Annotated in this window: 15 protein-coding genes and 1 pseudogene; 9 read left to right on the top strand and 7 right to left on the bottom strand. The window is 56.3% G+C overall.

Annotated features, from left to right (window positions below):
• Positions 1 to 58: 58 nt before the first annotated feature.
• Positions 59 to 772 carry a LysE family translocator gene (locus tag B142_RS0100205; protein WP_018119520.1) on the top strand — a complete coding sequence of 238 codons (714 nt, stop codon included), beginning with the start codon at positions 59 to 61 and terminating at the stop codon, positions 770 to 772.
• 58 nt (positions 773 to 830) lie between these two features.
• Complete coding sequence (locus B142_RS0100200; RefSeq protein WP_018119519.1) at positions 831 to 2,483, top strand: DUF1266 domain-containing protein; 1,653 nt, start codon at positions 831 to 833, stop codon at positions 2,481 to 2,483.
• Between the two features lie 8 nt (positions 2,484 to 2,491).
• Here B142_RS0100200 and B142_RS0100195 read toward each other — a convergent pair whose 3' ends face one another.
• Positions 2,492 to 3,805 carry a class I SAM-dependent methyltransferase gene (locus tag B142_RS0100195; protein ID WP_026167691.1) on the bottom strand — a complete coding sequence of 438 codons (1,314 nt, stop codon included), beginning with the start codon at positions 3,803 to 3,805 and terminating at the stop codon, positions 2,492 to 2,494.
• A gap of 150 nt (positions 3,806 to 3,955) precedes the next feature.
• On the opposite strand from B142_RS0100195, the gene B142_RS0100190 reads away from it, so the two are divergent.
• Together B142_RS0100190 and B142_RS0100185 are read left to right on the top strand one after the other, a co-directional pair.
• Complete coding sequence (locus B142_RS0100190; RefSeq protein WP_018119517.1) at positions 3,956 to 5,356, top strand: NAD(P)/FAD-dependent oxidoreductase; 1,401 nt, start codon at positions 3,956 to 3,958, stop codon at positions 5,354 to 5,356.
• Positions 5,357 to 5,381: 25 nt separating this feature from the next.
• Positions 5,382 to 6,962: a bifunctional hydroxymethylpyrimidine kinase/phosphomethylpyrimidine kinase gene (locus tag B142_RS0100185; protein ID WP_018119516.1), complete on the top strand. Its 1,581-nt coding sequence runs from the start codon at positions 5,382 to 5,384 to the stop codon at positions 6,960 to 6,962.
• Positions 6,963 to 7,005: 43 nt separating this feature from the next.
• Here B142_RS0100185 and B142_RS0100180 read toward each other — a convergent pair whose 3' ends face one another.
• The gene (locus B142_RS0100180) at positions 7,006 to 7,488 is read right to left on the bottom strand and encodes a PaaI family thioesterase (protein ID WP_018119515.1); all 483 of its coding nucleotides are present in this window, start codon (positions 7,486 to 7,488) and stop codon (positions 7,006 to 7,008) included.
• A 144-nt stretch (positions 7,489 to 7,632) separates the two neighbouring features.
• Here B142_RS0100180 and gndA point away from each other — a divergent pair, with 144 nt between their 5' ends.
• Positions 7,633 to 9,099 carry an NADP-dependent phosphogluconate dehydrogenase gene (gndA, locus tag B142_RS0100175; protein ID WP_018119514.1) on the top strand — a complete coding sequence of 489 codons (1,467 nt, stop codon included), beginning with the start codon at positions 7,633 to 7,635 and terminating at the stop codon, positions 9,097 to 9,099.
• A gap of 61 nt (positions 9,100 to 9,160) precedes the next feature.
• Here gndA and B142_RS0100170 read toward each other — a convergent pair whose 3' ends face one another.
• A complete protein-coding gene (locus B142_RS0100170) occupies positions 9,161 to 10,720 on the bottom strand; it encodes a DASS family sodium-coupled anion symporter (protein ID WP_081604880.1) in 1,560 nt (519 codons plus the stop codon).
• 186 nt (positions 10,721 to 10,906) lie between these two features.
• Between B142_RS0100170 and B142_RS0100165 the strand changes: the two genes are divergently transcribed.
• The 3 genes and pseudogenes from B142_RS0100165 to B142_RS0100155 all read left to right on the top strand — a co-directional run bounded on the left by B142_RS0100165 (position 10,907) and on the right by B142_RS0100155 (position 14,716).
• On the top strand, positions 10,907 to 12,337 hold the full coding sequence (locus B142_RS0100165) for a DEAD/DEAH box helicase (protein ID WP_018119512.1): 1,431 nt from the start codon (positions 10,907 to 10,909) through the stop codon (positions 12,335 to 12,337).
• Between the two features lie 12 nt (positions 12,338 to 12,349).
• A pseudogene (locus B142_RS11390) lies at positions 12,350 to 13,221 on the top strand (hypothetical protein).
• Positions 13,199 to 14,716: a vWA domain-containing protein gene (locus B142_RS0100155; RefSeq protein ID WP_018119510.1), complete on the top strand. Its 1,518-nt coding sequence runs from the start codon at positions 13,199 to 13,201 to the stop codon at positions 14,714 to 14,716. Before B142_RS11390 ends, B142_RS0100155 begins: the two are co-directional and overlap by 23 nt.
• Positions 14,717 to 14,745: 29 nt before the next feature.
• On the opposite strand, the gene B142_RS0100150 is transcribed toward B142_RS0100155, so the two are convergent.
• Positions 14,746 to 15,336, bottom strand: coding sequence for a MerR family transcriptional regulator (locus B142_RS0100150; RefSeq protein ID WP_018119509.1), 591 nt, complete (start codon positions 15,334 to 15,336; stop codon positions 14,746 to 14,748).
• A gap of 181 nt (positions 15,337 to 15,517) precedes the next feature.
• On the opposite strand from B142_RS0100150, the gene B142_RS14145 reads away from it, so the two are divergent.
• A complete protein-coding gene (locus B142_RS14145; RefSeq protein ID WP_268908753.1) occupies positions 15,518 to 15,643 on the top strand; it encodes a hypothetical protein in 126 nt (41 codons plus the stop codon).
• On the opposite strand, the gene ftsR is transcribed toward B142_RS14145, so the two are convergent.
• The 3 genes from ftsR to secA2 all read right to left on the bottom strand — a co-directional run bounded on the left by ftsR (position 15,640) and on the right by secA2 (position 19,265).
• The gene (gene ftsR, locus B142_RS0100145; RefSeq protein WP_026167687.1) at positions 15,640 to 16,389 is read right to left on the bottom strand and encodes a transcriptional regulator FtsR; all 750 of its coding nucleotides are present in this window, start codon (positions 16,387 to 16,389) and stop codon (positions 15,640 to 15,642) included. The genes B142_RS14145 and ftsR overlap by 4 nt on opposite strands.
• A gap of 9 nt (positions 16,390 to 16,398) precedes the next feature.
• Complete coding sequence (gene odhI, locus B142_RS0100140; protein ID WP_018119507.1) at positions 16,399 to 16,830, bottom strand: oxoglutarate dehydrogenase inhibitor Odhl; 432 nt, start codon at positions 16,828 to 16,830, stop codon at positions 16,399 to 16,401.
• 134 nt (positions 16,831 to 16,964) lie between these two features.
• Entirely contained in the window at positions 16,965 to 19,265 is a 2,301-nt protein-coding gene (gene secA2, locus B142_RS0100135; RefSeq protein WP_018119506.1) for an accessory Sec system translocase SecA2, read from the bottom strand.
• Positions 19,266 to 19,305: the final 40 nt, after the last annotated feature.

The following is a 19,305-nucleotide window of genomic DNA, read 5'->3' as shown; positions in this document are numbered from 1 at the left end:
CACTTCTATAATTGTCCGATAATTGACATTATGTCACTTTAAGGATTGGCGGTCTTCCTTGCTCACAGATATTCTCAGCTGGGCTGCGGTCATGGCACTTCCCGGCCCTGATATCGTCGCGATCGGTACACAGGTTTCCCGGCACGGCCATCGAGCCGGTTTTGCTACTGCTACAGGCGCCACCGTTGGCGTTGCTACCTGGTCGATATTGTCGCTGGCTGGCATCACGGCGTTGTTGACGGCCGTTCCCGCGTTATCGGTCATTTTGCCTGTGCTCGGATCCTCTGTCCTGATCGTGCTCGGACTACTCGCAATCAAAGGTGCTCTTTCTGCCCAGCGTGCAGCTACACGAGCCACCACGGTCAACAGTTCTTCGCCGGGATCTAGTGTTGCCGACTTGCCTGTTTCAGCAGGCTCCACACCTGTTGCACCCGCAACACCAACGACACAATCAACCACAGCAGCCCAGCAAGCCCCGGTCTGGTTCCGTGCGTTCCGCTTGGGTTTGATCACGAATCTCTCGAACCCAAAAGCCTTGGTGTTTTTCAGCTCTTTTTTCACGCCACTGATGAACCACTACTCCGGCGTGAGCGGCAAGGCAAGTATGCTGGGGATCTTGCTCCTGGTCAGCCTCATGATCTTTTCAGCTATGTCCGTAGTTATGAAAGCAGCTTCTCATGTCCCAGCTGCGCACCATCCTGCTCTGAAATTTCTGCCCGGAGTGGTCTTCCTCATTATCGGTACCTACTACTTGATTGAAACCATAAGCTAAGGCAATACCTCAAACGGAATCTCAAACGGATGCCATTACCGCAGGTATGATGACAGGCATGGCTGAACGAAAGATTGACGCACTCGCCCTGTCCGAAGCCTCCAGCTACGAGGATTACCTCGCGAAAGCCCAGGCGCGCGGTTTCGATTTCGAGCTCAAGAAATCCGGTGTGCAAGATGAAATGCTGCGCCGCGGCTGGTCGGTCGTCGCACCGTATTTTTTGCGTCCGAATATCGCTCCGGATGGACCGCTGCCAGCCATGCCAAAAATCGAGCGTGACGACGAAGGCAAGATCGTCAAAGCCACCGCAAATCCGCAGCTCGCGCAATTTTTGTCCAGGGCCTGGAACATCAACAGCCGTGAAGACCTGCTGAAATCTGCGCAGCAGGCCTCGCAACGCACCCATGACAAAGCCTATGAGGCTGGTCGGGAGATCTTGCAGGAGATCCGCGAATTACCGCTAGACCAACGCGCTGGGCACACCAGCGTGCTGGTTAATGAATTATCGGGCGCACTGCCGGAAGTCCCTTTCGCCACCTTGGAAAAAGAGGCGCAGCGGTTATTGAAACCACTACTCAACCCGGATGCGGAACTGTTGATCCCGCAACGACTGCCTGACAGCCTGGCAGGATTCTATTTTGCTGCTGCGGTGCGCCAGCTCAACTTGGGTGCAGGTGCCGGGTTCATTAAACCTAGCGAAGTCCGCCCGATCATCGTCAAATGTGTGCTCGGTATTGCGCGCGCGTACGACACCTGGGAAGAATACGTCGCGGCGCTGATCTACGGCGAAGCCATGCTGGCCAGCAAGATTGGTGACCATTTCCGGTTTATCTTCCATAATGCTGCTGCCCTGCTCACTGCCACTGACTCACCGTGGGTGGAACTTCCCTTGCGCACCGAGACTTTCCCGCCGATTAAGTCCAATAGCTACGAAGAGATCTTCTCGTCGATGCAAGCCAATGCACAGCAGCTTCCCGTCGCGGTAACGGGTAAGCTTGCCGACGATCTGCGCCTCGGATGGTCGCTGCAGGCGCCGTATCTGGTAGGCAGCAAGATCCCACTAGATGCACCGGCTACCTACGACGAGCAGCGTGTGCAAGAAATTTGGCAGCACTTGGAAAACCAGCACCAGGTTTCTGATGCGGCTAGTTTGCGCACTGCAATCGGGAAATACCTCGACGAACCTGATCACGAAGCCTACCGGGTGATCCGCGATGAGCTGCAAGAGGTCCGCAATTGGGATGTGGAAAAGCGCAGGACTGATGGACTCGAGAAAATCACCACTGCCCTACGAAGCAAATATGCCAAGGCAGCTGCGCCCGAGCACACCAGCGAAGATATCGACAAAGCAGTGTCATCTACCGCTGCGCAATTAGCGAAATTGCTGTTGGTGGAAGACATTGACCTGTTTTTGCCGAAAACTTTGCCCAGCTCATTAGCGGGTTGGCGCATCGCGCAAGGAGTACGTCTGGCAGCCATGGGCTTTGCCACCAAGCTATTGACTGAGGACGAGGCCAATGAATTCGCGGCGGTTGGCGCTGACAAAGCGAAAAGCAACCACACCGATTGGCGTGATTTCGGTGATGGTTTCCTCGTCGGCCGTCTATGTGAAAGTGGGCAGGTCGATGGTCTGCAGCAACGGATGATGGCATCGACTGCCGGCGCCCTCGCCTCCAAGCAGTCTCCGTGGAGTGAATTAGCGCTGCGCTAACCTGCTGGTTAACGGCGGCCGCGGCGGTGCCGGTGGGTCGCCGTAAATTGCACGGCATCGAGCATTCCCAGATCCAACAGGGTCTCGCGGAGTGCCAGCTGGAAGACCCATAGTCGCCGGTAGACCGCATCGAAGCCGCTCGCCGCCGCTTCCCGCATGTGGCCTTCGAAAAAACTGCGCTGCAGCTGCAGCGATTTGCGGTAATGCGAACCAAAATGGGTCTGTTTAATAATCCGCAATCCCGATTTTTGGTCGAATAACTTGTGGTGGCTGGTGGTATCAAGATAATCCAAGCCAGGCCAGATATACGCGCGTAATGCTAATAATGCATTGCGCGCAGACGCTGTCATGCCGTCAGTAGCAACCAGGGTTTGCAGTCCCAGTTTGCCACCTGGTGCAAGTAATCGCCCCGCGTGCCGCAAGAAATACACGCGGTCCGTCCGCGACAGGTATTCAAATGCCTCCATGCACGCGATGGCGTCGTAGCGGCCCTGCCAGTCACTCGGTGTTGGCAACGGGTTCGAAATGTGCTGGGTGTGCACGAAATCTTCTACCCCGGCGAGCACGAGATCGTCGCGAAGTGCTGCCAGATGCTCTGCATCATTACTGAGCGTATCGACGACCGCGCGACGTCGACCAGCAACTTCCGCGAGCACCGAGCCGTTGGCGGGAAACTCTAACAGGTGGCTTGACGCTGTTACTCCGAGGTCATCGAGCAAAAATTGTGCGGCGCGTGCTTGGGAATCATGAAAATCATCGCGTTCGACATCTTGTGGTTCCGAGATCGTTGTGACATCGATGAAATGGTGTTTGGGTTCGTGATTACCGTGCTGCCCTGGGACATAACTCGTCATCGAATCCCTCACCGTCGTCGCCACGCCCGTCGAAAAGATTCCGGCAAAACTACTGGTTTTTTCATCGGAATACAGTCGCACCAAGTCCGCGGGGATCTGTCCGCCGTCATACGGTGCAACCGGCACCTGCACCTTACCGCGTGGCGCATAGCCGGTTGCAAGCAACCGAGTCAGTACTTTGACTAGTGCTGCAGAATCCGGTGTGCGCCACTCTCCTGCCAAATATGATTCGACGAATCCAAGCCAGCCCGCTTGCGCGATGCGTGCAAACAGGGATTCCTGATCAATGATCAAGTCGGGTTGAGCGCCCGGGTCCAATTCCAGCCCAGCGTTGCGGCACGCTTTCGCAAAATGTGCCTCCGCGATTCGCGCACGCAATGGCTGAAGTGATCCGCCCGGCACTGTGGCAATGGACGGCCATGCTTTCGCATCGATCGCTGCAAGATGAGCCAGTTGTTGCTCGTGCACACACTCTCCTTGCAAACGCTTCCGGGCGACGGCGGAATTAATAAGTCCCATTGATTTTAGCAAAGTGTTTCTGGCCACTAGACTGTGTAGGCGTATATTTAACTGTGTACTTATTCAAATACACTGCTCAACTTCTACGAAGAGGTATCTATGTCGCAAGCGCACCGTCCCGCAGGTGATCGTCACCATGTCGTCGTCATTGGCTCCGGCTTCGGTGGCCTGAACACGGTCCAGGGGTTGGCTCATTCCGATGTCGATATCACCCTGATCGACCGCACCAACAGCCACCTATTCCAGCCAATGCTCTACCAGGTAGCGACTGGCCTGGTCTCTGCCGGTGAGATCGCTCCTTCCACCCGTCAGCTGCTGCGCAAGCAGAACAACGTTGATGTGGTGCGGGGCGAGGTCACTGCCATCGATATCGAGAAGCAGACCGTGACTGCCTCTCAGGGCGATATCGTAAAGGATTTTGCTTACGATTCCCTGGTGGTCGCCGCCGGTTCCAACCAAGGCTACTTTGGCAACAACCACTTTGCGCAGTACGCACCGGGAATGAAGAGCATTGACGATGCCCTCGAGATTCGTTCGCGCCTGTTGGGCGCATTCGAGCGCGCTGAGTTGACCGATGATCCAGAAGAGCGTGCTCGTTTACTGACTTTCGTCATCATCGGCGCCGGCCCAACCGGTGTTGAATTGGCTGGTCAGTTGGCAGAATTGTCGAAGCGTGGCCTGAAAGGCACCTTCAAGAATATTTCGCCAGAATCCGCGAAGATCATTCTTCTCGACGGCGCGCCGCAGGTGTTGCCGCCATTCGGCAAGAAGCTGGGCAAAAAGGCGCAGCGCACCTTGGAAAAGCAGGGCATCGAGGTGCGCCTAAACGCCATGGTGTCCGAGGTAGATGACGACAAGGTTGTCTACAAAAACATGACTGACGATTCCGTGCACACCATTGAATCGCCAACCAAGGTCTGGTCCGCCGGTGTCGAGGCTTCCCCACTGGGCAAGATGGTTGCACAGCAGGCTGACGTCGAATTCGACCGCGGTGGCCGCGTATCCGTCAACGAAGATCTCACCGTTGGTGACTACGACAATGTTTACCTCATCGGTGACATGATGTCGTTGAACCGACTGCCAGGCGTCGCCCAGGTTGCGATCCAGACCGGCAAGCACGTCGCCAAGCTCATCGATGCTAAGACCAGTGAGAACTCTGAGCAGGATCCGAAGGAAGCCTTCGACTACTTCGACAAAGGTTCGATGGCTATCATCAACCGCGGCAACGCCGTGGTGAAGATGGAAAATAGCGAGATCACCGGATTCATCGGCTGGCTCATGTGGCTGGTTGTCCACGCCCAGTTCTTGACCGGTGTGCGCAACCGCTTGTTCACGGTGTTGAACTGGACCAGTAACGTCGTCTCCCGCAACCGCGGCAACTTGGAGATCACCGAACAGCAGCGCCACGGCCGTAACGCTTTGCTGAAACTGGGCAAGGCCACCGCCGACGATGACGAACAGCCAGTCGAGGTCAAAGACACCAAGCGCGTGCAAGGCTAGTCATTTCTGTTAGCAACTCGAGCTAGTGATCGTGGACCGAAAATCGGTCTACGATTTCGGGCTAGTATTCGCCGCGAATTTCGCTAGCCTAGAGGACATGAAGACGAATGCTCGTATCTTGTCCATCGCCGGCACCGATCCCACAGGTGGTGCCGGCGTTCAAGCTGATCTCAAATCTATCGCCGCCGCCGGTGGCTTCGGCATGTCTGTAGTTACCGCGCTGGTAGCACAAAATACCCAGGGTGTACGCAGTATTCACACCCCACCGCAGAATTTTCTGCGCGAACAACTCGCCAGCGTGGCTGATGATGTCGAGCTTGATGCCGTGAAAATCGGCATGCTCGGCGACAGCGCTACCGTCGATACTGTCTCTGAATGGTTACGCGGCCGGAGTAACACCACAGTGGTCTTAGACCCGGTCATGGTTGCTAGTTCCGGTGACCGGTTGTTGCAGTCGGAAGCCGAAGCCAAAGTGCGCGAGCTCTGCAAACATGTTGATGTCATCACGCCGAATCTGAAAGAACTCGCCGTGCTCGTCGAAGACGACGAAGCTACCGATTTCGACGCTGCTGTGGAACAAGCCCAGAGGTTCGCGAAAACCCATGATGTCAACGTCATTGTGAAAGGCGGCCATCTGGATGGCTCGATCGCTGATAACGCGGCCGTCAGCGCCGATGGCTCGGTACATCGCGTTCCTGCAGTCCGGGTCGACACCAAAAACACGCATGGCACCGGATGTTCCTTATCTTCTGCCCTGGCTACCCGCTTAGGTGGTGGAGAGACTCTACACAGCGCACTCGAATGGTCCACCCACTGGTTGCACGAGGCCATTGCCACTGCCGATGCGCTCGGCGTCGGCAAGGGAAACGGTCCGGTGGACCATTTCCATCAGCTACGTCGTTTCGCCGCTTACGCGGATACCACGCCGTGGACTTTCCCGGTCAACGACGATGCACCGGCTCCAGCCATTGCTGCACAAGGCCCACACACCAGCCAGCTGTGGGAACAGACCGGCACACTCTGGCGCCAGATCATGGAGTTGCCATTCATTAGTGCGTTGACCAGCGGCGAGCTTTCTGAAGACGATTTCTTGTTCTACCTGGCACAAGACGCGTTGTACTTGGAATTGTATTCCCGCGCGTTAGCTCGCTTGTCGACGATCGCGCCGACCGCAGACGAGCAAGTCTGGTGGGCGAAGGCGGCGCAGGAATGCCTGACCGTCGAAGCTGAGTTGCACCGCTCGTTCGATGTCCCGAAGGTAGACCCCTCCCCGATTACCGCAGCCTACACCGATTTTTTGGTCGCCCGCACGTTTACCGATGATTACGCCGTCGGTGTAGCCGCAGTGCTGCCGTGCTTCTGGTTGTATGCAGAGATTGGCGAGGCGATTGCCCAGCACAATCACGCGCAGCATCCCTATCATTCTTGGTTGGAGACCTATAGTGACCCGGATTTCGCCGAGGATGCACGCACAGCGATTCGCGTCGTCGAGCAGGCTTTTGCCAATGCCAGCGAATCCACCCGCAAACGCGCAACCCGCGCATATCTGATGGCTTCGGCGCACGAACGAGAGTTTTTCGACCAGGCTGCACGCAGGCAACGCTAAAGTACGATCCGCAGATTTCGGGTTACCCCAGATTGCGCTGTCCCTAGTTGTTTGTCTGGGCCGCGAATTGTTCGCGCAGCTCCTTCAGCGACGGCCCCACTACCATGGTGCGCAAGGTGGTGCGGGCTACTAATGCTTCGTGGTTATACATTTCCACGTTCCATAGCTGGGTGCGTTTGCCAGTCTGAATTGGGGTTGCGATCGCTTCGATGCGGCCATCTTTGACTCCCCGAATAAAATCTGTGCTGTTATTCACTCCAACGCACGGGCTTTGCGCGCTAATCATGGATGCTACTGAGGCCAGAGATTCCGCAAGCGAACAGAAAACTCCACCATTCACACTGCCCGCATATTGCAGGTGCGTGCTGTTGACGTCAAGATACGCGCGCACTTCGGTGGGACCGGCTTGGGAATACACCACTCCAAGGTGGCTGTCGAGCCCAAGCTCTGATTTGTTGAGCTCATCGAGTTCTTCCGGGCGCAATTGCCTGGTCTTGGCTGTCGTGACTGCTTCTAAATAACCCATGGATTTACTCTATCCGAACTTCACACAATCAGTGTTAAACCCGACACATTCCACCGGCTGGTCGCAGAAGTATCATCAAATACCGGCAGACTACGCCGAGCACCCGCCGGGCACCCGCACTGGCAGAAGGTAGACTAAGCAGTCATGAATGAGCAGCAGTCTTCCCAGCAGTTAGCAGATATCGCGGTGGTCGGCGTCGGCGTGATGGGCTCGAACTTGGCCCGGAATTTCGCACGCCATGGCTACCGCGTCGCGCTGTATGATCAGCGCCCAGAAAATGTGGATACTCTGATTTCCGAGCATGGCGACGAGGGAGAATTCGTCCCCACCCGGAATTTAGACGAACTTGCCGCTAATCTGTCCACCCCACGTCGCGCCTTACTCATGGTGCCAGCTGGTACGGCTACCGACGCCGCCATCGATGATCTCGTGGAGGCTTTCGATGAGGGCGATATTCTTATCGACGGCGGCAACTCGTTGTATACCGATACGGTGCGGCGTGAGCGCGCCGTCGCCGTCACTGGACGCTTGTTTGTGGGCGCTGGAATTTCCGGCGGAGAAGAAGGCGCATTGCACGGTCCATCCATCATGCCTGGTGGCCCCCGAGAATCATGGGAATTCATCCGCCCGTTGCTGGAATCGATCGCCGCCAAGGTCGATGGCACCCCGTGCGTGCGCTACATCGGCGCGAATGGCGCCGGGCACTTCGTGAAGATGGTGCACAACGGCATCGAATACGCTGATATGCAGCTAATCGGCGAAGCCTACCACCTGCTGCGCCATGGCGCTGGCCTGGAGCCGGGACGCATCGCTGAAATCTTCCGCGAATGGAACGCTGGTGACTTAGATTCTTATCTCATCGGCATTACCGCGGATATTCTGGAGACCGCCGACCCCGATACCGGCGCACCGATGATAGACGTTATCCAGGATGCAGCCGGCCAAAAAGGCACTGGCCGTTGGACCGCTAAAGAAGCACTGGATCTGGGCATCCCGGCTACCGCGATCGGGGAAGCTGTCTTTGCGCGCGCATTGTCGTCGTCGACGGAACTTCGTGCGGCAGCGCTCACACACTTCCCTACCGGATACCTTGCTGATTTCGCATCCCTGGGCATCAGCGTCGAAGAATTCATCGAGCACGTTCGGCGCGCGCTTTATGCATCGAAGCTGATTGCTTATGCGCAGGGCTTTGATCTTATCGCTGCTGGTTCTGCGGAATACGACTGGAAGATCAATCCTCGTGATCTCGCGGCTGTCTGGCGCGGTGGTTGCATCATCCAAGCAGCATTTTTGGATCGCATTGATAATGCCTACGAAAAGCTTCCGGAACTGCCATCACTACTGTTGGATTCCTATTTCACCGAAGAGCTTTCCGGGTTGCTTGATTCCTGGCGCACCGTTGCAGCCTCTGCGATCCAGTTGGGCCTAGCCGCTCCGGTATTTAGTTCATCGCTTTCCTACTACGATTCGCTGTGTTCGCAGCGGCTTCCGGCGGCCATGGTGCAAGCGCAGCGTGACTATTTCGGAGCGCATACCTACCACAGAGTTGATACCGAAGGCGTGTTCCATTTGGATTGGACCGGCGACAAGTCACAACAACAGCGCCGTTAGTGGGCAAGGCGACGCCGGATTCCAGTCTGGCAGGGGTATAAGCAGCCAGCGCACCAGTTGCTTATACCAGCCCCATCCAGTTCCAGTAGGTGGCGGAAAACAGCAATACCAACAAATAGGCAACAATGGTGAGCGGAATACCCGTTTTCAGGAAATCGCCACGGGTAAACGCCCCGGTGCCATATGCCAACATATTCTGTGGTGCAGAAACCGGCAGCAGGAAGCCGAAGCAAATAACGAACTGTTGGATAACCACAAATCCGATGCTGGCATCGCCGGAAGCCACGGTCGTCGACAAGGCGATAAAGACCGGAATCAATGCCGATGCCAGCGATGTTGCCGAGGCAAAACCTAAGTGGATCAGGATATTAAACAATGACACCAACGCGATGGTGGCTAATAGAGGCATAGAATCCAGCCCCATGGCGCCAAAAGTCTGCTCGGATAGCCAGCTGGCCGCGCCGGTGTTCAGCAAAAATGTACCCAGCGAAATTCCCACGGCAAAGACAATGAGCGTGCCCCACGACACCAAGTCCTGGGCGGTCTTCCAGTCGAATACACCGACCTTGGGCAACAGCATATAGCTGACCGCGACGACGGTGGCCACGGGCGCGGAGACCGGGTGCAGGATATCGCCGGTGGCCCAGACAAACAGCAACAAGACAGCTACTGCCACCAGGCGTTTTTCGTGGCTGGACATCGGACCGAGTTCCGCGAGCTTCTGCTCGATCAATTCCCGGCCACCGGAAATGGAATCGGCCTCCGGTTTGATGGTCGCGCGCATAATGAAAAACAGGGCAATCGACATCAGTACCGACCATGGGGCGGCCCAGATGAACCACTGGCCCCAGGAGATGGTTTCACCGAACTCATCTTGAATGAAGTTGAGTGCCACGAAGTTCTGCGCAGCGGCGGTTTGAATGCCAACATTCCAAATGGACACCGCCTGCACGGCAGTGATGACCAGCAGGGAAGCCATCTTCGAGTTCGTCGACAAGCCAAAGGCCGCCACCATACCCAAAAGGATCGGTACGACGGCGCCAGCGCGGGCGGTTGCCGATGGGACGAAAAACGCCAGCAGTGTCGCGATGGCAATCGCACCGATGAGAATATTCGACGTTTTATCTCCGGCGAGTTTCATCACCCAGAGCGCCAATCGCTCGTGCAAACCGGTAGCCTGCATCGCACCAGCTAACAGCAGCGCGGCAGCCACCAATGCGAGCGCTGAGGTGGAAAAGCCTTGCAATGCCGTGCCCAATGCTGCTGAGGTTCCGACAAGTTCGCCGGTGTCGGGATCCGTCGATAAGCCCAACAACAGGGCAATCATACTGATGATCAAAAATGCACTGACCGGGTACGAGACTGCCTCTGTTACCCATAGCACGATGGCGAAAGCCAAAATCGCCAACGCCACCTGGCCTTCCCATGCCAGCGTGTCGATTGGCAACAGCAATACGCCCACCAGCGCAGCCACCGCGAGCAAAAACCACACTGGCTGTAACACGAAGCGCACATCGCGCTTTTTCTGGGACTGCTCGGGCGTGGCGACATCAGGAACTATATCGCCTTCCGGGGTTTTGACCTTCGTTCTGGGGAGAAAATGCTCGGCCACAGTAAACATCCTTTGCGCATTGTGGGAATCAACTGCCCTACACCTGTTACGCTACAACTCCCCCGGCGGCATGGAAGCGGAATTCGCTGTAAGTTCTGGCACATTCCATGCGGTTCACATGCGCTTTTATCTATACGCATCTAGGCGTGGCTCGGTGACAGGACAATGCATGCCGACGCGATAGACTAACCACTAATGACAATTCAACAAACAGAAACCACCTTCGCAGACCTGGGTTTGGCCAGGCCTATCGTGCACTTTTTGCGCCGCGAAGGAATCACCACCCCGTTTCCTATCCAAGCTCTGACCATTCCCGACGTTCTATCGGGCCACGACGTATTGGGCAAAGGCCCCACGGGCTCTGGAAAGACCTTCAGCTTCGGCTTGCCCATGTTGCATCGCTTGTCGACGTCTGGGGTCTCACGCCCTGGCCATCCACGAGCGCTCATTCTGGCGCCTACCCGCGAACTGGCAGCACAAATCTCTGAGCGTTTGGAAGCACCGGCTGCCTCACTCGGTCTTCGTGTTTTCAGTGTGGTCGGCGGGGTCAACATCAACCCACAAATCCGGCGTCTTGCCGCACCGGTTGATCTCTTGGTGGCAACCCCGGGTCGGCTGCAAGATCTGCTGGATCAGAAAAAGCTGCAACTAGATCAGGTGCTGATAGCCACGCTGGATGAAGCCGATCAGATGGCAGATATGGGATTTTTGCCGCAGGTGACGAAATTGTGGAACAAGCTGCCTTCGCGCTGCCAGCACCTGTTGTTTTCGGCGACCTTGGACAAACAAGTCCAGGCGGTCGTCGACAAGTTTTTGCATGAGCCGCGCACGCATGAAACGGCCCCAGCGCACAGTTCTGTGGACACGATGGACCATGTCATCGCGCACGTTGGTTCGCGGGAAAACCGCAACGAGATGGTGGAAAAAGTCGCAGCGCGCAGCGGAAAAACCATCATGTTCATGCGCACCAAACATGGTGTTGACCGGCAGGTGAAGAAACTACGCCGCGTCGGTATCAACGCACTGGGTTTGCATGGCGATAAATCACAGGGTGCGCGCACGCTAGCCATCACTGGTTTTGCCGATGGTAGTTTGCCGGTCCTCGTAGCCACAGATATCGCCGCCCGCGGGATTGACATTTCGGATGTCAGCCTGGTGGTACACATTGATCCTCCCGCGGAACACAAGGCATATCTACACCGCGCCGGGCGTACCGCGCGCGCCGGTGCCAGCGGTACGGTACTCACGCTGGTTCTTGCAGATCAGGAAAAAGCCGTCACAGCCTTGGTGAAAAAGGCTGGTGTGACCGCCCGTACCGTCGCCGCACCAGGGCCGACAATGCCACAAGAATTGTGGGAGCTAACCGGTGCACGCGAGCCATCCGGCAATGCGCTGGAACAGAAACCACAAGCGGCGAATAATCAGCGCGCGGGGAAAGCTGGGACGAAAAAATCGGGCTCGCCCAAGTCCGGCTCCAAGAAGCCAGGCGAGCCGAAACAGGGCGGTAAAAAGCACGGCACGCGCAATTCGGGAGCCCAGAAATCCGGCCGACGCGGCCGCGGTGGCGCTAGCGCTAAGAAATCACGGGCGTGGGGCGGTAGTCCCGAGGTACGACGCGGTCGTTAGGCTACAAGCACCATGATTTATACCGAACAAGAATGGACTAGCCACGCCGCCAAGCATCGCCAGCGCGCCGAAGACCGGTTAGCACGCTACCGTAATCCTGGGAAAAGCACCCGATTTATGATTTCTTGTTTGAGTATTATCCGGTCCGCCCAACGCATTTGAGGACGTGGCACCCGGGGTTTGGCACTGTGTTAGAAGGCAACCCGCCGCACGCAGACTGGCGGGATTACCGCCGAAGCGAACGCGGAGTCGAGCTGGACCTGGAAGCGTTCTGGCAGCGCCGCGGTTGTGCGATCGACTATATAGGAGACCTTTTAACGCGAACCGCTGCCCGACCGGCTCGTTTTGATTGTTTTGGTCTGCACGAATGGGCGATGGTTTATCGCACGAAAAACCCACGCCATGATTTACCGCTGCGGCTTGGCGCGGAAGGCACGAACGACCTCGTCGACAAGCACGATCTGCGCTGTACACACTATGATGCGTTCCGGTTTTTCACTCCCCCGGCTCGTCCGCTGAATATCACGGTGCTGGGCCGAGAAGATCAGCCAGAATGTGATCAGGGCGGTTGCGTGCATGTGACCATGGATCTGTACAAATGGGCGTGGAAACTTGGGCCGTTAGTGCCCGGTGAACTCTTACACGAATGCTTTGACCTGGCAATTGCAGCACGGGAATTGGATATGGAGGCCTCACCCTATGATTGCCGCGCCTGGGGTCTGGGAGTGGTCGCTATAGAAACCACCGCCGGGAAAAATGAATATGTCGCACGCCAACGCGAACTTGCCGCCCGTGCAGAGCCAATCCGACACAAGCTCATAAACATTGTCGATAATGCGCAGCGGGCTAGACTAGGTGGCTATGGGGCGTCACTACACACCTGAGCAAAAGACACAGTTTTCCGGCGGATTCATCGCCACCGTCATCGCGGTTTTGGTTGCGATTATCGCGTTGCTTGCGTGGTTGGTGCTCAGGAGCGGTTCCGAGGACACCAATTCCACTGCTTCGGGCGATAACGGGCAGGAATGCATTGAGGGTGATCTGCAGCTGCCGGTCGCCAGCGGTGATGCAACGCTCACGGAGTCGCTGTTGGCCTCATGGAATGCAAGTAATCCGGTGGTTCGTGATCATTGTGTCCAAGCCGTGGTTGCTGACGACATCGCGCAGGCCGCGGTCTATATTGACGCTGATTCACCGCGGCTGCATCACGCCATTACCGCCGCAGACCGCAAGCCCGCAGCTACCGGCAAGGCCCCAAAAGTCGCAGGTCAGGCTGCTGGAATTTATGATCCGAATGCTGCCACCGATGCTGAGGTAAGTATTGACTTGCCTGCCGACGCCGTCGCCTACCCCGGTGATTCAGCGGCGTCTGCGGTGGTCGCGACAGCGCTTACCGACGATCCGGAAGCTGGGGCGGAGCTTCTTCTCCGTGATGAAGATACGGTGCTTGCCGACGCCGACGGGCCCGCTGCTGCAGTCCAGGCCATGAGTGCGCAGGGTGCAGGAGCTTTCCGTGCCCTCGAGGGCGCATACGTGGAATACGCAGCGGTGGTACTGAACCAATCCGATGACATTGACGAAGAACAAACCCGCGCGGCTCAAGTCTTTGTGGATGATTTGGCAGAGCAATACCACGGTTTTGAATCGAGCCCAGAGGCCGAAGGGCAGGTAGAAGCCGAAACGGATACCGCTCGGCTGGATGCGACCGCAGTCTGGGATGCCTATTTGGCACGCACCACGCGTGATTTCAGCGCCGCGGGAACCGCTGGCACTCACCCCGATACTGACGAGCAATTATTGGCAAGCACCGATACCCTATTCTTGCTGGATACGTCAGATGCCATGGCTGCTGGTTTTGCTGATACTGACCAAGGGCCTCACGGCCCTAGCCGCTACCGCGCAGCCGCGGATGCTATTGCTGCCAGCGCACCGGATATTAGCGCAGCTGGACATTCGGTGGCGTTGTGGAATTATTCGTCACCATTGAACCCTGGTGTGCAGCAGGGCTTTCGCCGTAATATTGGATTTTCCGATGGCGTAGAAACTGCACATTCTGTGCAGCTATTAGGCACCGGTGGTGTGCCACAAACTAATGAAGCTCTGCTTGCCGCCGCGCATGCCGTGCGGGAGTATTCCGCAAGTGAGCAGTCTGGTAGCAAGCCTGCCCGCATCGTGTTGATTACCTCCGGTACTGCGGATAGTTACCCGGAGTTTGCACAGCAATTCCGTGACGCGGCTGGCACTGGCGTAGAACTGGCTGTGTTGTTCATTGGAGCGGATGAGCCTGATGCGGCTTTGCGTGAGGTCGCGCAGCACATGCAGATAATAAAAACCGCCGCAGAACTCGAGGATTCGCTACGGCGGGTAGTCGGGCTATAAAGGCCCTCATGGGCCTTAATTAGTGGGCCTTAAGCTGAATTGGATTTGCGTTCGCGGCGGGCTGCCAGCTCATCGATACCGGCGACAGTCTCAGACTTGTTGAGTTCTGGATCGACGCGCTCTGCCGGGAACGAACTGATGGTTCCGCTGAGTTCTTTCATGATTCCTGGAATCGCAACGCCAAAAACGCCCTGGCCACCAGAAAGCAGGTCAATGACTTGTTCATTACTGTGGCATTCGTACACGCTCATGCCATCGGAAACCAACGTGATTTCTGCGATGTCATTGATGCCACGTTCCCGCAAAGAGTCCACGGCCAAGCGGATATTCTGCAGGGAAATCCCGGTATCCAGCAGCCGTTTGACGATCTTCAACACAAGCACGTCTTTGAAAGAATACAGACGCTGCGAACCGGAACCACGGGCGTTGCGGATCGATGGCTTGACCAAGTTGGTACGCGCCCAGTAGTCAAGCTGCCGGTAGGTGATACCAGCGACCTGGCATGCGATTGGCACACGGTAGCCAAGTTGCTCATCGGGGCCGAGGTCAAACAGGGACTCCTGGACGTACGGTGCGTCCGAATACTCGGTGCGGTGGGAACGAGATGAGTTGATAGTCACGTAATTACTCCGATGGAAGTTTGGAATCCTGAAAGTTATTTAAGGTCAATCCTATTGGTCCGTCAAGAAGAATCGGTGCGACACGCCCTAAAGTCTCACTTAAGACTTTAGGGTTTTTCTATCTCTCATACCCCAGATATTCACACTAGCCACACACCAGTAACCACAACAGCCACGTACGATGATTATTAGCACTTCCCTCACCCGCTGCGGTGATACCCAACGGATACCCAGCGTGCGCGATAAACGCACAAAGACCGGCACCGCGTGTGCGGTACCGGTACTGCAAGGCGTGGCTGATGATTAAGCGTCAAACTCGTCGCGCAACGTGTTTTTCAACAGACTGGTGTGCAGCGAGACCACCAGTGCAGAAATTTGTTGAGATAATTCCTCAGCCTGCTGCTGCGCGTTGTCTGATTTTCCGTGCGCTAAAGGGCCTGCTACTTGGGTAATCAGATCAGCTTGGCGACGCGCACCGTTACGCAAGGATTTCAGCAAGCGAATATCGAATCCGAGCTGCTGCAAGGAATGGGCGGTTGTCACCACACTGATATCATCTGCAGCGAAAAATCCAGCAACATCCGGGCGGATCAGCCCCGCACCAACCAGCTCAGTCACGAATTGCAATTCCACACCGGCCTGGTGAGCAATATCTGTGTCAGTAAAGCTGCGCGGCCCACTGGCGCGGAAGGAATCCGCGGACACCAACTGCTGGGCGGTATTAGCCCCCAGCAATGCGGTAACCTGACCGGAATCCATCGCCTCTAGTTGCTCGCGGATTACCTTCAACGGTAAATAATGATCCCGTTGGGTGACCAGGATATACCGCAAGCGCGCGATATCTTCCTCAGTAAACCGTCGGTACCCAGATTTGGTCCTCTGCGGCGAAATCAAGCCCTCGGATTCCAAAAAGCGGATCTTCGAGACCGTGATATCCGGGAATTCGGCGCGCAAAGATTCCAAGACCACGCCAATGGACTTCGCCTTGCGGGTCTTGCTCGCGCTACTTGCTTGTGACGCCGACTGGGATGCTGCTTGAGATGCTGGACTCACAACTACCTATTATTTCTTGGTATCAGCCAAAAAGACCAACCGGAACTTACCAATTTGGATCTCATCGCCAACGGAAAGCACCTGCGCATTGCGTGGTTCCCGGTTGACATAAGTGCCGTTGAGCGATCCGACGTCCACAACTTCGAATTCACCATTATTCACGCGGAATTCTGCGTGACGACGGGACACGGTGACATCGTCCAAGAAAATATCAGCCTCTGGGTGCCGACCTGCGGTGGTGGTTTCTTGATCCAACAAGAAACGCGCGCCGGCGTTCGGGCCACGCTTAACCACTAACAGCGCTACGCCCTCTGCGAGATTTTCCGTGCTTTCGGCTGCGGTGGTTGCACCAGCGCCGGATTCCATTTCTTTAATGAGATCCGCACGGAAGACCGAGGTAGTCTCCGCTTGTTGCTCCGGCGTACCGGTGTTTTCGCTCATGATCTATCCTCCGCATTGTCGGAAATATTGTCGTTAGTAATCCATCATAGCGCCTAAACGCCTGCCGCGAGAGCCATAGTTATTTTCTGTGCCCCGAAAAACACGGTAAATCCCATGAATGTAATTACTCACGATTAACGGAACAGATTACCGATACCTGACAGGGCAGAATTCCCCGAACCAGCCAGCGGATTATCGGAAACCATATATGTCCACGTTGCAGATGGTCGCGCCAGGCCCTCGTCGGCAAGATGAGCACCAGAAGCATCAATAGTGACCTCTCGGAAACTCTTCCGGGCAGCTTCTACCCCACGGCGCACGATTTCTTTAAACTCCCGCACGGCAATCCGGTGATATTCATCGATCGGAGTTTCCCGGGCAATAGCACGCAGGTGAATCGATTCCCGAACATCGTCCATGTGCTCGAGGTGATCAGCCCACGCCAAATCCAGGTGGTAAAGCATGATTTCCCGGCTCGCTGCCACCAAAATATCTTCAGAAAATCCTGCTGCATGCAACTCGTCGGCGCGCTGCGGTTCATACTCGGATAACTCCGCCCACGCTTTGTCTGTGTCAAGCAAGCTTGCGCGCCGCTCATCGATAATCTCTCGCTGATCTGCCAGCAACTTGTTGTACTTCCACGTCTGGCTATGGATTTCTAGCAGCTGCGCTTCGGTCACCCGCTGGCAATGCGCAATGAAATCGACGATGCGTCCGGAATCAATCCGCCCGTGCTCATCAGGTTGCGCCTCCACTGATTCTCCTGCCCCGCCGGAGACCACCACGTCATCTTCCAAGGACACAAAAAACAGGCTCAAACCGGGATCACCTTGGCGCCCGGCCCGTCCGCGCAGCTGATTGTCCAGACGGGAACTTCGGTGCCGCGTGGTTCCCAACACTGCTAAGCCGCCAGCTTCTTTAACGTCCTCATAGTGCGCGCCATCGGTGCCACCCAATTTGATGTCGGTACCACGGCCAGCCATTTGAGTCGAAACCGTCACTCGGCCGGGCAATCCAGCTTCGGCGACGATAGCAGCTTCTTCCGCATCGTTTTTCGCGTTTAACACCTGCGCGCTAATCCCACGGCTAGCGAGAGTCTCTGCCAACTGTTCCGATTCGGCAACATCCTGGGTACCAATCAAAACTGGCTGGCCCTGTGTATGCAGTAACACGATTTCCTCAACCAAGGCGTGGTTTTTCTCCGTAATCGTGGCGTAGACGCGGTCGGCTTCGTCGAAACGCTGTACCGGTTTATTCGGTGCAATCTCAGAGACGTACAGGCCATAGAACTCGCGCAGTTGATCGGTAGCTTCCACCGCGGTACCAGTCATGCCGCACAGCTGAGGATAACGACGCATCAATTCTTGGATGGTCAGTGTGTCCAGGATGCGCCCACCCTCGGTAACTTTCAGGCCTTCTTTTTCTTCTACTGCCGCCTGCAAGCCATCAGGCCAGCGCTGCAAATCCGCGATGCGGCCTTTCGACGTATCAATTAACTTCAGTTCGCCATCGACGATGACATAGTGGATATCGCGAATCAACAACGCTTTGGCATGCAGCGCCAAGTTAACCCGAACCAAGGTGGTGCCAATATGCTCGTCGCTATAGAGAGAATCGATTCCTAATTGTTTTTCCACCGACGCAGCGCCATCGTCAGTGAGAAAGACGTTGCGCCCATCAGAATCAATCGTGTAGTGGCGCTCTTCTCGCAACGTCGCGACCACGGAGGTCACTCGAGCGTCGGCAGCCTGATCTGGTCGGGAACCTGCCAGTACCAGCGGCACCAAGGCTTCGTCGACAAGCACCGAATCAGCTTCGTCGACCAACGCAACCTCTGCTTGCCGGAATACGGCCTGGGCCCGCTCAGTAATCTGATTATCCCGCAGCACATCAAATCCCAGCTCTTTCACCGGCGCATACACCACGTCGGCCTCGTATGCCTGCCGACGTTGCTGAGTATCCATGGATTCGGTGACCGCAGCCACCTGCAGGCCGAAACTTTCTACGAGCGGGCGCATCCAATCGGCATCACGGCGCGCCAGGTAATCGTTGACCGTGACGACGTGCACGCGTTTTCCACTCAACGCTAAGCCGGTAGCTGCCATGGCCCCCACGAGAGTTTTGCCTTCACCAGTAGCCATGTGGATCACGTCGCCGCTGATAAGCCTGAGTACAGCCTGCGCCTGAACATCAAATGGAGCTAGCCCAAGCTTGCGAGAACTGGCCGTTGCCAGCGCGGCCAAAAACGTCGATTTATCGGTGATCTCGGCACCTGAGGTGATCGCTGCGCTGGCGCGTTCCCGAAGTTCGGCATCACTCAGCGAGGCAAAATCCGCGGCCTGGCGCTGAGCTTGGTCGACGATTTTGCGCGATTGCTTTTCATGCTTCGCCGATTTGGCTCCCATGGCGTTCCAGAACCAGTCGAATTTTCCCACGCTCGCTCAACATCCTTTCGGTCGTGAAATGACAGCTCCC

This window comes from Corynebacterium propinquum DSM 44285, from assembly GCF_000375525.1.
GTDB classification, from domain to species: Bacteria; Actinomycetota; Actinomycetes; order Mycobacteriales; family Mycobacteriaceae; genus Corynebacterium; species Corynebacterium propinquum.
This window is presented reverse-complemented; position numbering and strand designations above follow the sequence as displayed.

Bases quoted from the DNA above. Each gene is read 5' to 3' on its own strand.
- B142_RS0100200 (WP_018119519.1), top strand. From the start codon at position 831: ATGGCTGAACGAAAGATTGACGCACTCGCCCTGTCCGAAGCCTCCAGC.
- B142_RS0100190 (WP_018119517.1), top strand. From the start codon at position 3,956: ATGTCGCAAGCGCACCGTCCCGCAGGTGATCGTCACCATGTCGTCGTC.
- B142_RS0100180 (WP_018119515.1), bottom strand. From the start codon at position 7,488: ATGGGTTATTTAGAAGCAGTCACGACAGCCAAGACCAGGCAATTGCGC.
- gndA (WP_018119514.1), top strand. From the start codon at position 7,633: ATGAATGAGCAGCAGTCTTCCCAGCAGTTAGCAGATATCGCGGTGGTC.
- B142_RS0100170 (WP_081604880.1), bottom strand. From the start codon at position 10,720: ATGTTTACTGTGGCCGAGCATTTTCTCCCCAGAACGAAGGTCAAAACC.
- B142_RS0100165 (WP_018119512.1), top strand. From the start codon at position 10,907: ATGACAATTCAACAAACAGAAACCACCTTCGCAGACCTGGGTTTGGCC.
- B142_RS0100155 (WP_018119510.1), top strand. From the start codon at position 13,199: ATGGGGCGTCACTACACACCTGAGCAAAAGACACAGTTTTCCGGCGGA.
- B142_RS14145 (WP_268908753.1), top strand. From the start codon at position 15,518: ATGATTATTAGCACTTCCCTCACCCGCTGCGGTGATACCCAACGGATA.
- odhI (WP_018119507.1), bottom strand. From the start codon at position 16,830: ATGAGCGAAAACACCGGTACGCCGGAGCAACAAGCGGAGACTACCTCG.